The sequence below is a fragment of the Xanthomonas sp. NCPPB 3959 genome, assembly GCF_056675575.1.
This window is the reverse complement of the sequence record NZ_JBWWVR010000002.1, coordinates 1-12,731: the sequence shown is the minus strand read 5'-3', so window position 1 is coordinate 12,731 and position 12,731 is coordinate 1. Positions and strand designations below refer to the sequence as shown.

Sequence of the window (12,731 nt, the reverse complement as noted above, 5' to 3'; positions counted from 1 at the left end):
GGACCTGACGATGAATCCGCAAGTACAGGGCATGGAGCAGATCGGCGGCACCTACGTGTTCGATCTGCGCACCAGCAACCGCGCGCTGCGCATCAATCGTTTTTTCTGGCACATGATCCGCGCCCCTTGGCGCGATCGTTTTTTGCAGGATGCCGAAATGCTGATGCAGGAAGCCGAGCTCACCGATCAGGAAAAAGCGCTGATCCGTGCGCGCGACTGGCTCGGCCTGGTGCAGTATGGCGCCAATTTTTTTGTGATCGAGAAATTTGCACGCGTGGTGCGCATGACCAATCTGCAGGTTTACGCCATCATGCGCGGCGAATCTTTCGAAGACTTCATGCAGACGCGGCGTGTGCCCGATGCACGCTGATCTGCACGCGTCGGCCCTGTGCCGCAGCGCGGCTTCACCCGACTTCCCAAACGTAAGGTCCTCCCCATGACCATGTCCTCTGTGTTCTTCGAACACCGCATCAAGGTCCGGCATCTACGTGTCATCGAGGCGCTGGACCGGCAAAAAAGCCTGTTGCGCGCCTCACGCGTATTGAACGTCACCCAGCCCGCATTGACGCGCGCCCTGCAGGAGATCGAAGAGATCGTCGGCGCGCCGTTGTTCGAGCGCCATTCGCGCGGCGTGCGCCCCAATGCGATGGGCGAGGTGCTGGTACAGACCGCGCATGTCGTTCTTGGCCAGCTACGGCGTGCGCAAGATACCTTCGAGGGTCTGCTGCAGGACGATGCGCTCACGATCACCGTGGGCGCATTGCCGGTGGCGGCAAGCGGATTGTTGCCGGCCGTGCTGGCCGCGTTGTACCGCGCCGAGCCAACGTTGCGGGTGCGCCTGCTGCACGGCCGCACCGACGAGTTGCTGCCCAAGCTGGCCGGCAACGAGATCGACCTGGTCGTGGGCCGGCTGTATCCGCTAGCCCGTTACGATGCGCTGATCCGCAAGGTGCTGTACCAGGATCCGATCGCCTTGGTCGCGCGCAGCGATCACCCCTTGTTCGCCAACGGCCCGGTGCGCATTGCCGAAGCCGCGGCCTACCGGCAGGTGCTGCCGACGTTGAGCCAGCATGTGGAGCGCGACGTGGCCCAGGTGATGCGCGAACACGGCCTGGCCACGCGCGATCAGTTGCGTTCCAGCTCGGCCAGTTTCACCCGCGAGATTTTGCTCGGCACCGACAGCATTGCGGTGATGCCGAGCATGATGGTGGCCGGCGATATCGCACGTGGCGAGCTGCGCGCGTTCCAGCTGCAGCAGCCCTCGCAGGCGCGCGCAGGCGGAGTGATCTACCGCGATGGCGCAGCGATCCATAAACCCGGCGTGCGCTTGTTGATGCGCGAGCTGGAGCATCAGTTGGGGGTGATGGCCGAGCAGGGTGCGGTGTGGGTGGATGAGCAGATCGGCGAAGACGACATGCTGCTGGACGCGTCTGCGTAATCGACTGAAAGTGCCGTGGTAAGGGCTTGATGCGTGCTGTCGATTACTGCGCTGTGGGTCTGATTCAAGCGAACAACGGGTAGCCCAGGCTGCCCGTTTTGTTGTGCGCGGCCAGGTCGTGTGCGGCCAAGTCGTCCGCATCCGGCCGCTGAATTGATGGCTTGAAGATGGCTGGGCGCAGCACGCGCCCAACGCATGTCACGCCTCATTCGCCAACGCCTCTTTCAAACGCCCCTTCTGCAATTTGCCGGTCGCGGTGCGTGGCAGCGTCTCGACGACGCGCAGGTGCTTGGGCACCTTGTACTTGGCCAGGCGTTCGACCAGATAGGCGCGGATCTGGTCCAGATCCGGTGCCTCATCGGTGGGCACGATTGCAAGATAACCGACTTCGCCCCACTGCTGGTCGGCGATGCCCACCACCGCGCATTCGCGCACTTGCGGATGCTCGGCGAGCACGGCTTCGATTTCTGCCGGATAGACGTTCTCGCCGCCGGAAATGAACATGTCTTTCTTGCGGTCGACGACCCAGAAAAAACCATCTGCATCGCGTTGCACGATGTCGCCGCTGCGGAACCAGCCGTGCTCATCGAGCGCTTCGGCGCTTGCCTGCGGGTCGCGCCAATAGCCGGGGCTGAGATTGGGTCCGCGCAACAACAGCTCGCCGGGGACCCCGGCCGGGCAGTCGTTGCCATCGCCATCGACCACGCGCGTTTGCACCGCCGGTGTCGAAATGCCGACCGCGCCGAGCTTGTTGCGGATCACCGCGCAGTCCACCGACATGCCGAATACCGTGCCGGCCTCGCTCATGCCGAAACCGCACACCATCGGGATGCCGTCGTCCAACCAGCCGAGCAGATCCTCGCTGGCATGTGGCGCGCCGCCGCTGACCAGCGCGGTCAGGTGACGCAGCGAGGCCGCATCGAAACCGGGCTGGCTGCGGAAGGCCTGCATCATCTGCGGCACGCCGACGTAATGGGTGATTCCCAGCGATTGATCGCTCAGCCAGCCCAGGGTACGTTTTGGTTCGAAGCCGCTGGACACCTGGATCGAGCCGCCGACGGCCAATACCGGGCGCACATTGGTGACCAGACCGATGATATGGAACATCGGCGCCTCGCACAGAAAGCTGCTGGTCGCATCCACGCGGGTGGTGACGCCGAAGTTGTGCGCCACCTGCTGCAGATTCTGCTCGCTCAGCATCACGCCTTTGGGCTGGCCCGAGGTGCCGGAGGTGAACAGGATCAGGCTGACGCGATCGGGCGGAATCGGCGCGGTGTCGGCCGGTTCGAGTGCGTTGGCCTCTCCGATGAAGTCGAACAGCGGCACGACATCGGCGCGCCCGGCGGCGACGTCATCGCCTAAAAACAGACGCGGCTCCGCACGTTGTAACAAGGCGTCCAGCTCGCCCGCACTTAATCGCCAGTTGAGCGGCACATAGATCGCGCCGACCCGCCCGCAGGCAAAATGCAGCGCTACCTGCCAGACCGAATTGCGTGCAAGCACCGCCACGCGTTCGCCATCCACACAGCCGCGCGCTTGCAGCAACGCGGCGAAGCGGCCGATCAACGCATCGAGCTCGGCGTAGGTCCATTGCGCGCCGAGCAACAGGTCGCGTGCGGCGAGCGTGTGTGGCGCAAGACGGGCGTGAAAAGCGATCGAGTCGGTCGGCATGGTCATGGCGCGGTCTTCCGGAGTGCGGAGTTGGGGAGTGACTGGCGTGAGTGCGACTGCTGAGAGCTGAAGGTTGAACGTGGCTGACAAAGGTGGCCAACAGAACGTAGCGAGCGTTTATGTAGCGGACGCGTCGTTGTGTCGATGGACGCTCTAACTGAGATAAATGGTCCTGGTTTCAAGAAATGCGTGCAGGCCTTCGATACCGCCTTCGCGGCCGATACCGGAATTTTTGAACCCACCGAATGGCATCTCGATATCCACCCACATGCCATTGATGCAATGGCTGCCGCTGCGCACACGGCGTGCGATGCGATACGCGCGCTCGGGATCTTCGCTGTAGACCGTGCCGTGTAGACCGAAGTCGCTGGCATTGACCTTGGCGATCAGGTCGGCGTCGTCGTGATAATCGATAAAGCTGACCACCGGGCCGAAGATCTCTTCGCGAGCGATGGTCATGTCCGGTGTCACCTCGGCAAATACCGTTGGCTCGATAAAGAAGCCGCGCGGCAAGTGCGCCGGACGACCGCCACCCATGACCAGGCGCGCACCCTCGGCGCTGCCTTGCGCGATGTAGGACTGCACGCGCTCGAGCTGGCGGCCAAGCGCCAACGGGCCCATGCCGGTATCGGCGGCGAACGGGTCGCCGAGCTTGAGCGCACTCAATGCCGCGCAATAGGCCTGCAGGATCTCTTCGCGCCGCTGCGCCGGCACCAGCACGCGAGTGAGCGCGAAGCACACCTGGCCGGTGATCGGCATGGAGTAGGGCACCAGGCTGGGCAGCACCTTGGCCAGATCGGCATCGTCGAGCACGATCGCTGCGGATTTGCCGCCCAGTTCCAGCCCGACCCGCGCTAACCGCTGCGCACAGGCAACGCCGATCGCTCGGCCGGCCTGGGTGGAACCGGTAAAGCTCACCTTGTCCACCTGCGGATGACCGATCAGTTGTTCGCCGACCTCGCGACCGGCCGGCAACAGATTGAACACGCCATCGGGGACACCGGCGGCGCTGATGCATTCGGCCAGGATGTAGGCATCGATCGGTGTTTCCGGGGAGGGCTTGGCCACCACCGTGCAACCGGCGGCCAATGCGGCGGCGACCTTGTAGCAGAGCAGCACCAATGGGGCGTTCCATGGCGTGATCGCCGCGACCACGCCGACCGGTTCCTGCACGACATGCACGCGGCCACCGTTGGCGCGTGCACGCGGCTCTACGAACGGATGGGTGGCGATCAGATCGCCGTAGTAATCGAACAGGCCGGGCGCTTGCTGCGAGGCGCGGCGGCTGAAGCCGATGGTGGCGCCGACCTGGCCGGTCCAGGCCTCGGCCAGTTCCGGCATGCGTGCACGCAGGTGTTCGGCAATGCGCTTGAGCACCACGCCACGTTCGGGCGGCGACAGTTGTGGCCAGGGGCCGGTGTCGAACGCGGCACGCGCAGCAGCGACTGCTGCATCGGTATCGGCAGAGGAGGGTTCGGTGTAACGCAGCAGCCGCTCTTCGGTGTGCGGCGCGATCACATCGACATGGCGATCGCCGGTGCTGGCGCGCCACTGACCATCGATGAACAGACCCAACGGCCCACGCGCGGCGATCCCGCGCAGGGTTGCGGACAAGGCTTCCATACTGCCTCCTCGGTGCGAAAAACCACTGGCAGCGCCAGCGATGCGTGTCCTGCACGCATCGCGTCAGACGCCGTAGGCGTTACTCAGGCGCTGTTTTTAGTGAGGTCGTATTCGCCCAGGCCGGGCTTGTAGCTCTTTTCGTCGATGAACTGACGGATGCCTTCCTTGCGGGCGTTGTTGTCGAACGAATTGGCCGCTTCCTGCATGCGCACCAGATAATCTTCGGCTTCGTCGTAGGTCATGGTGCCGACGCGGCGCACTGCATCTTTTGCGTATTTCAGTGCGACCGGGTTTTTCTTGAGCAGCAACTCGGCCACTTCGCGGGTGCGCGTTTCCAGCCGTTCAAGCGGCACGCTTTCGTTGACCAGGCGCCATTCGGCAGCTTTCTTGCCGTCCACCATTTCACCGGTCAGCGTCATCCACATCGCATCGCGCATGGACAGCAATTCCACCGCGACCTTGGTGACGCCACCGCCGGGCAGGATGCCCCAGTTGATTTCCGAGAGGCCAAACTGCGCTTCATCGGCGGCAATCGCCAGATCGCAGGCGAACAACGGGCCAAAGCCACCACCGAAACACCAACCGTTGACCATGGCGATGGTCGGCTTCTGGTACCAGCGCAGGCGGCGGAACCATCCGTAGGATTCGCGCTGCGAGCGGCGTACGCCACGCAGGCCCTGGGCTTCGGTTTCGCGGAAGTATTCCTTCAGGTCCATGCCGGCCGACCAGGCGGTGCCTTCGCCACCGAGCACCAGTACGCCGACGTTGTCGTCGAATTCCAGCTCGTCCAGCACATCCAACATGCGGCGATTGAGCGCCGGGCTCATCGCATTGCGCTTGTCGGGGCGTGCAAACTTCACCCAGGCAATGCGGTTTTCGATGCGGACCGATACCACGTCATGCTCGTTCAAGCGGCGTCTCCTTGGAGTCGTAATGGTGCGGGGATCAGAGTTCTTCGGTCAGCGCGGTGTCTGCCACGCCGGCCCGTTCCAGTGCGGCGCTGGCGTTCAATTTGCACAGCAGGCGCAGCAGTGTTTGTCTCTCGGAGGCCTGCAGATCGCTACAGGTGCGCTCGACCGCGCGCGCCAGGCAGGCCTGCGCCATGGCAAGCGTGCGTTCGCCCGATGGTGTGAGATACAGGCCCTTGCTGCGCCGATCGCGACCGGCCAGGCGTTCGATCAGGCCTTGCTCGGCCAGGAGGTTGGCGATCTTCATACCGGCGGCGCGATTGACCAGCAGGCGGTTACCGAGTTCGGTCTGGTCGCAGCCGGGCTGGTCGCGGATATGGATCAACGCGGTGACGCGCGCCGGGGTGAGCTGTAGCTCGGCCAGCTCCTGGCGCGCGGCATGGCTGGACGCCAATGCGGCCAGTTGCAGTTGGTAGCCAAGGTCTGCGGCAAGTGCCAGGCGAGCGGTCATCGATCCATCCAAATTGTATCCGTTAAATACAATCTAGCCGACCAAAGCGGGCGCTGCAAGAGGCAGATGCGACGACAAACGAAGCGTGGTGCGCGCTCGCGTAGCTCCGGGTGTGTTGGTTAAGTGCAGAGCAGTCGATCTGCAGGCTGGCTGCGGGGTCCTTGCCCGCCCACCATCGCGGGACACGCCGCAAGTACGTCCGTGTAGGCTCTTACGCGGCATCCATGCCGCGTAAGGTCCCGCGACGGTGGGCGGGCAAGGACCAGTGGAGACGGTCGGTGGGCTTGGTTGCGAGCAGTGTGCGTTTTGCGGCCGTTCGATGAGGTGCGGTCGATCGGTCCTTTCGATCCGAACAAGGCCACTTCCATTTTCGACATCACACCAGTCGTCAACGAAGGCGCGTGTGGCCAAACACTTGCAGCTATCGTTACGACGTTTGGCAGGTTTTGTTGGTCGCTCTTGGCTACTGGATCAACCAGCCGGCGAGCTGTTCGCGGGTCAGGTGGCCGCTATGGCGCGTGTCTAGCGCATCGAATTCGTCGGCCAGCGCGGGGTTGGCCTGCGCTTCGGCGCGGCTGATGCTGCCGTCGCCATCGGTATCCATCGCCTGAAAGTCGATGCGGTAGCTGCCGACCACGCTGCTGGGTTGAATCGAACGCACGATCACGCTGGATTCGCCGCGTGGGCGCTGCAACTGAGTCTGGTGGGTGACGTCGCCGCTGGACAGCGGCTGGGTGCGAATGACGTTGGGAATGTCGATCAGCGGCATGCTGCTGGCGGGTGTGGGCGTTTGTTGCGCGAAAGCGTTGCCGCCGAAAAGCAGCAAGATGGTCGTTACGGTGATGCGGGTGGTGATGGTCATCAGATCCCCCTGATGTGGAACAGCCCGCAAGTCTAGAACGTGTGGCGCCCCTTGCGAGGATCTGCGTTGGTGATGAGCCATGATGCATGGCGTGTCGCCACGGTGATCGCACGCCACCGGGTGACACGCCACTGTGCGTCCTACTCAGCCGGGAATGAACGGAAACACGATCTTTAACAGACCCTTCAAGCCGCCCTCGGCGGTGCTGGCCACGGCCTTGGCACCGAGACTGTTGAGTGCGCGCCGCACGTCTTCCCACCGCAGTTGCGCGATGTCCTTCTTCAACAGATCCCCCACTTCTTCAGCGGTGGGCGTGAGCTTTTGCAGTTCACGCACGGTGGCCTGCGGATCCGGCTGCAGATAACCCCAGCGTTCGGCGATCTTCAGCAGCGTGTCGAAGCGCACCGCAACCACTTCGCGATTGCGCTCGTACACCGGCAGGGCGCCGACATCGAGAATGGCCTGCTCGAATTGCTGCGCATCATCCGGGTGTTCGATACGCACCGCCAGAAATCCTTCCTTGCGGCTGCGTTCGCTGACGTGCTTGGCACCGGAGCGCAGATTGTCTTCGGTGAGCACGTTGGCGACGATGCGCTGCATCGCCGCGTCGCCCTCTTCGGGCACCAGCGAGCGCCAGCGCGCATAGCCGTCGCGGCGCAAGGCCTTGACCTTGGCCGAGGTCACCCGCAGGTGTAATGCGACCATCGCGTTGGAGCTGTTGCGCGAGATGGCGCCGTCGCGTTCTAGCAGCACGAAGATAAGCAATTCCAGATCGCGCTTGGTCAGCGACTGGAAACCCTGCAGCAGGGTCAGGCGCAGGAATTCGTTGCCGAAGGCGGCTGCGTCCTTGAGTTCGATCGGTTGCATGGGGGAGTCCTCTACAGGTGATCTGCAGGATGCCAGGACGCTGTTGCGCGACCTGAGAACCAATGCGACGCGGGCAGCAGTTTCAGCGTCCGGTTTCGCGCCCCGGGCGATCGGATCTGAACGTTTCAACTGCGCCGCGATCCTGCAAGGTGACGAACACCTGTTTGCCATCGGTGCCGCCGAACGCGACATTGCTGGCCTTGCGGCCTTTCAGTGCGACCGTACGCAGCAACTTGCCCTGTGGCGAGACAACCGCAATCTGCCCGGCGTCGTAGCGGCCGATGTAGAGATTGCCGTCGGCATCGCAACGCATGCCGTCCATGCCGAAGTCGGGGAATTGGATCAGCAGGCGTTTGTTGCGCAATGCGCCGTCGACGCGGTCGTACACCCACACTTTGCGCGACATGCTTTCGTTGACGTAGAGATGCTTGCCGTCGGGGCTGACGTCCAGCCCGTTGGGCGTGGTCATGCCGGCTTCCAGTAATTGCACGACGCCCTCGCGACTGATCTGCCACAGGCGCCCGCTGTTGTCCTTCCAGTTCGGGTCGCTTGCATAGAAACTGCCATCGGGTGCGAGTGCCAGATCGTTGGGGCCATCGGCGTCGGGCAGCGCGGCGAAGGTGCTCACTGCGCGCGTTTGCATGTTCACGCGCAGAATTTTATGGCCGGTGTAATCGGCCACATACATCACGCCGTCGCGGAAGCGGATGCCATTACCGGTGCTGCCTTCGGGCAAGGTCACAAAGACCTCGGCTTTTGCGCTGCCATCGGCGTGCAAGACGATGCGTGCGATGGTGCCGTCCTTGCCCAGATTCACCGCATAGAGCGCGCCATCTGGCCCGGCTGCTGGACCCTCGGCGTTATGTGTGAAGGCGCCATCGCCGATCAGGTCGCGCGCAACGAAGGGCGCATCGGCGGCAATCGCCAGCGAGCTGGACAACAGCAATGCCAAGGGAAGGAAACGACGGCGTGCGACAGCGATCATGCGGCATGCTCCGGATGGGATCGTTGGCAGTGTGCCAGAACGTGCGCAGCGACCATGGCGGTGATCATGCACGATCAAGTAAGGTGCCCGGGCAGCATTGGCCGACGGCGACCAGTTTCACGATGGCGCCCACCTTCGGGTGGCGCGATCGGGACGCGGTGCGGCATGTATCCGCTGGCACTCCGGTTTGGGTGCGTCGTCGTCAGATGACGATTGCGCGCGCTGGCTGTGTCAGCCGCTCTCATCTTGCGAAGGAGGTTTGCATGTCCGTGGAATCGATCACACGTCGCCGTTTGCTCGCCGCTTTCGGCAGTGCAGGCATTCTGCTTGCTGCGCCTGGCTGGGCATTGCCGAAGAAAAAGCCGGGCAAGCCGCTCAATGTGGCGTTGGCCGGCCTGGGCAGTTATGCCAGCGAACAACTCGCGCCGGGTCTGGCATTGACCAAACATTGCAAACTGGCCGGCATCGTCACCGGCACTCCCTCGAAGATTCCGCAGTGGCAGGCCAAGTACGGCATCGCCGATCGCAACGTCTACAACTACGAGAACTTCGATCGCATCGCCGACAACGACGAGATCGACGTGGTGTACATCGTCACGCCAACCCATCTGCATGCGCCGCTGACCTTGCGCGCCGCGGCGGCCGGCAAGCATGTGTGGTGCGAAAAGCCGATGGCGATGCATGCCGGCGAATGCGAGGCCATGATCAAGGCCTGCAAGCGCAACAAGGTGGCATTGACGATCGGCTACCGCATGCAGCACGAGCCCAATACGCGTCGCCTGATTGCGATGGCTGGCGAAAAGCCGTTCGGCGCGATGCAGCGTGTGCGTGCCGAGGCCGGTTACAACGGTTATCACGATGCGACCAAGGCCGATCGTCCGTGGCGGTTGCGTTCGCAATTCGGCGGCGGTGCGATGTACGACATGGGTGTGTATCCGCTCAATGCCGCTCGCTACACGGTGGGCACCGAACCACTTGCGGTGACGGCCAAGCGCTGGACCGATCGTCCCGACCTATTCGACGAAGTCGACGAGCATATGGACTTCACCCTGGAATTCCCCAATGCGGTGCGCGCCGAGTGCAAGACCAGCTTCGGCAAAAACATGAATGTGCTGCGCGCCGAGTGCGAGCGCGGTTGGTACGAGCTGTCGCCGTTCCAGAGCTATCAGGGCGTGACCGGCAAGGCCAGCGACGGACGCGTGTTCGACGCCAAGGTGCCGCACCAGCAGGCGTTGCAAATGGATGAAGACGCACTGGCGATCATCAACGGCACGCCGCTGCGTGCGCCCGGTGAAGAAGGCCTGCGCGACATCCGCATCGTCGATGCGATCTACCGCTCGGCACGCGAGGGCAGCAAGCGGATCGTGCTGTGATCGCGCCTCGCTTCGTCAATCGACGGGGCAGGCCCGCCTGAGCCAAGCGAGCAGGCTGGCGCGCACCAGCCTGCCACGATGACGTACCACAGGCCGTGCAGTCCACTAACGGAGCGGCTGCCAGCAATCACGCCGGACTGCCAACACTGCGACTGCGCGCGGGTGAAACATCACATCAAGCCACGCGAATGCTCACCAGCGCCCAAAGCAATGACGCCACCAATCCCCCGCTTTTACGAATCCCCCATCCCGAATCCCCAATCCCAGCTCTCAGCCCCGCATCGCCAGCACCGTGATCTCTTCGCGATCGTGATACAGCTGCTTGGCGCGCACGATCAGCGATTTCTCGGACTGTTGCTCGAACAGATCCAGACACAGGCGGGTTTCGTCCCAGCGCTTTTTCATCGGCAGCTTGAGGTTGAAGATGGTGTTGCGGCACCAGCCTTCGCGGATCCAGGTGGCCATGCGTTCGGCGACGCGACGCGGTTGTTCGACCATGTCGCACACCATCCAGTCCAGCGGCTGCGCAGGCTTCCAATGAAACCCGTCGGCGCGTAGATGCTCGACCAGACCGGTTTCCAGCACATGCTCGCGTAACGGGCCGTTGTCGACGCTGGTGACATGCACGTGCTGACGCGTGAGCACCCAGGTCCAGCCGCCAGGCGCGGCGCCCAGATCGGCCGCGCGCATGCCTGGCTTGACCAGCGCTTCGCGTTCTTCGGGTGTGAGCAGGGTGAGCAGTGCTTCGTCGAGTTTGAGCGCCGAGCGCGATGGCGCCTCCGGCAACAGTTTCAAACGTGGAATGCCCAGAGGCCACGGCGCACTGTCGGCGCTGTCGGCCACCGCCAGCAAGGCGTGGTCGCCATCGAGAAAGCAGATGTGCAGGCGTGCCTGGCGCGGCTGCGGTTTGTCGGTGAGCAGGCCGGCCTTGCGCAAAGCCGGACGCAGCGCATTGCCGAAGCTGCGTGCCAGCCCTGCCAGCGGCTTGCCGGCATCCGAATCCGGATGCTCCACCCACAGGTCGCCGAAGCGCTGCTGCCCTTCCAGTGCGGCCAGGATCGGCGTGATGCGGTCCTTGGGGTCGATGCCTTTCAGCTCGGCAATCACCACCAGCTTCTGCCGCGCGAAGATCAACTCGCGCCAGTGCAGCTTGGCGGCCAGCTGTGCGGCCTCATCGCAGACGAACAACACATAGCCATCGTTGCGTTGCGTGCGCGCATAGCCGGCGATGCCGACGAATGCGGCGCGCGCGCTCAACTCGGCAGCCAGCTCCGGCTCGAAGCCCTGGCGGCAATAACACAACAGGCCGCTCATCGCAGTGCCTGGCGTGCTTGATCGAGGCGTACTAGATCAATAATGGTCACCGCCGCCCTCGCCATAGTTGCGCAGCACTGCGCAGGCCTGGTCGCGATGCACGTCGCGCACCACCTCGATGCCGCGGCGGGTGAGTTCGCCCACCCAATCGGCGGGCAGCGGGCCTTCGTCGAATTCGGTCAATGCCATCACGTCTTCGGCGCGTGCGCCGATCAGCAGGCGATCGATGCCGGCCCACACCGTGGCGCCGTAGCACTGGCAGCACGGCTGCGCAGAGGTGGCCAGTGTCACCGGCGACAGCACGTCGTTCAGGCGCGGGGTCTGCAGGCGCTGTTGCGCGAGCATGTAGGCCATGTTTTCGGCATGCGCCAGCGAGGTGGTCTGCGGCACCACGCGGTTCACTGCCGCAGCGATGATGCGGTGATCCGGGCCGAACACGACCGCGCCGAATGGGCCGCCGCTGCGTTCCTGCACGTTCATCCGCGACAGCTCGATCGCCAGCGCCACCTTGTCGGCGTCGCTGGGATAGGCACGGCTGTCGTCGACATGCGCGTGGATCCAATCGGGCAGCGTGAGGTGGACTTGCGCGTAAAGCATCAGTGGACCATTTCGGTAGAGGGGGGAGCGGGGCGCAGTGTATCGGCCTGGGCGTCCTTTGCGGCACATTGCCCGGCCACGCACTGGCAGGCGCTGATCTCGCGGAATCCGCACACGCTCATCATGCCGCTGGCCTGGCACTGCGCCATCACGCCTTTGGGGTCGGTGGCGCTGTCGACGTTGACGCAGGCGGGAAATGCGCCACAGCAGTTGCCGACGTTCTTCACCGTGCAATCGGCATCGGTGCGGCAGGTGGTGGTGACGGTGATCGGCTTGCCGGTTGCCGGCCCGCTTGCCGAGCCGGTGGCCGGAGGCGGCGTGGTTGTATCGGTTGGTGGTGCGGCCACGCAGCCGATCGAAACAAGGCAGCCCAGCAGCAATATCGTGCTCAGGCACCAGGACAAAGGACGGGACATGCGGCCGCTCCGATCAGGACATGTGAGCTGCCATGGTAAGCCCCTGATGTGCGGAGTGTGGCGAGACTTGGGTCAGTGACGGCTGCTTTGCCTGGTCTAGTTCGGGCAACTGGTGACGGAGCACTTGTGGAATTGCGGAGAGATCGGTCGTAGAGCGTCTGATCTA

General features: G+C 63.7%; 13 protein-coding genes. 3 read left to right on the top strand and 10 right to left on the bottom strand.

Going from position 1 to position 12,731, the window contains the following annotated elements; genetic code table 11:
* The first annotated feature begins 10 nt into the window (after positions 1-10).
* Both AC1KVG_RS03065 and AC1KVG_RS03060 read left to right on the top strand, forming a co-directional pair.
* Positions 11-370, top strand: coding sequence for a protocatechuate 3,4-dioxygenase (locus AC1KVG_RS03065; protein ID WP_074056732.1), 360 nt, complete (start codon positions 11-13; stop codon positions 368-370).
* Between the two features lie 66 nt (positions 371-436).
* A complete protein-coding gene (locus tag AC1KVG_RS03060; protein ID WP_043888995.1) occupies positions 437-1,438 on the top strand; it encodes a LysR substrate-binding domain-containing protein in 1,002 nt (333 codons plus the stop codon).
* Positions 1,439-1,636: 198 nt separating this feature from the next.
* Here the strand turns inward: AC1KVG_RS03060 and AC1KVG_RS03055 are convergent, their stop codons facing one another.
* From AC1KVG_RS03055 to AC1KVG_RS03025, 7 genes are all read right to left on the bottom strand, one after another.
* Entirely contained in the window at positions 1,637-3,115 is a 1,479-nt protein-coding gene (locus tag AC1KVG_RS03055; protein WP_481093465.1) for an AMP-binding protein, read from the bottom strand.
* Between the two features lie 147 nt (positions 3,116-3,262).
* Positions 3,263-4,732, bottom strand: coding sequence for an aldehyde dehydrogenase (locus tag AC1KVG_RS03050; protein ID WP_481093464.1), 1,470 nt, complete (start codon positions 4,730-4,732; stop codon positions 3,263-3,265).
* 83 nt (positions 4,733-4,815) lie between these two features.
* On the bottom strand, positions 4,816-5,643 hold the full coding sequence (locus AC1KVG_RS03045; protein ID WP_481093463.1) for a p-hydroxycinnamoyl CoA hydratase/lyase: 828 nt from the start codon (positions 5,641-5,643) through the stop codon (positions 4,816-4,818).
* A gap of 34 nt (positions 5,644-5,677) precedes the next feature.
* The gene (locus tag AC1KVG_RS03040) at positions 5,678-6,151 is read right to left on the bottom strand and encodes a MarR family winged helix-turn-helix transcriptional regulator (protein WP_006449019.1); all 474 of its coding nucleotides are present in this window, start codon (positions 6,149-6,151) and stop codon (positions 5,678-5,680) included.
* Between the two features lie 463 nt (positions 6,152-6,614).
* Positions 6,615-7,013 (bottom strand): EF-hand domain-containing protein, encoded by a 399-nt coding sequence (locus tag AC1KVG_RS03035; protein ID WP_481093462.1) that lies wholly within the window; start codon positions 7,011-7,013, stop codon positions 6,615-6,617.
* Positions 7,014-7,157: 144 nt separating this feature from the next.
* Positions 7,158-7,880 (bottom strand): hypothetical protein, encoded by a 723-nt coding sequence (locus AC1KVG_RS03030; RefSeq protein WP_023902956.1) that lies wholly within the window; start codon positions 7,878-7,880, stop codon positions 7,158-7,160.
* An 82-nt stretch (positions 7,881-7,962) separates the two neighbouring features.
* Positions 7,963-8,865: an SMP-30/gluconolactonase/LRE family protein gene (locus AC1KVG_RS03025; protein ID WP_481093461.1), complete on the bottom strand. Its 903-nt coding sequence runs from the start codon at positions 8,863-8,865 to the stop codon at positions 7,963-7,965.
* A 263-nt stretch (positions 8,866-9,128) separates the two neighbouring features.
* Between AC1KVG_RS03025 and AC1KVG_RS03020 the strand changes: the two genes are divergently transcribed.
* The gene (locus AC1KVG_RS03020) at positions 9,129-10,238 is read left to right on the top strand and encodes a Gfo/Idh/MocA family protein (RefSeq protein WP_481093460.1); all 1,110 of its coding nucleotides are present in this window, start codon (positions 9,129-9,131) and stop codon (positions 10,236-10,238) included.
* Between the two features lie 270 nt (positions 10,239-10,508).
* On the opposite strand, the gene rlmM is transcribed toward AC1KVG_RS03020, so the two are convergent.
* The 3 genes from rlmM to AC1KVG_RS03005 are packed head-to-tail and all read right to left on the bottom strand — an operon-like array spanning position 10,509 to position 12,565.
* Positions 10,509-11,552 carry a 23S rRNA (cytidine(2498)-2'-O)-methyltransferase RlmM gene (gene rlmM / locus AC1KVG_RS03015; RefSeq protein WP_074056737.1) on the bottom strand — a complete coding sequence of 348 codons (1,044 nt, stop codon included), beginning with the start codon at positions 11,550-11,552 and terminating at the stop codon, positions 10,509-10,511.
* 36 nt (positions 11,553-11,588) lie between these two features.
* A complete protein-coding gene (locus AC1KVG_RS03010; RefSeq protein ID WP_023902961.1) occupies positions 11,589-12,149 on the bottom strand; it encodes a nucleoside deaminase in 561 nt (186 codons plus the stop codon).
* Positions 12,149-12,565 (bottom strand): hypothetical protein, encoded by a 417-nt coding sequence (locus AC1KVG_RS03005; protein WP_481093459.1) that lies wholly within the window; start codon positions 12,563-12,565, stop codon positions 12,149-12,151. Before AC1KVG_RS03005 ends, AC1KVG_RS03010 begins: the two co-directional genes overlap by 1 nt.
* Positions 12,566-12,731 lie beyond the last annotated feature (166 nt).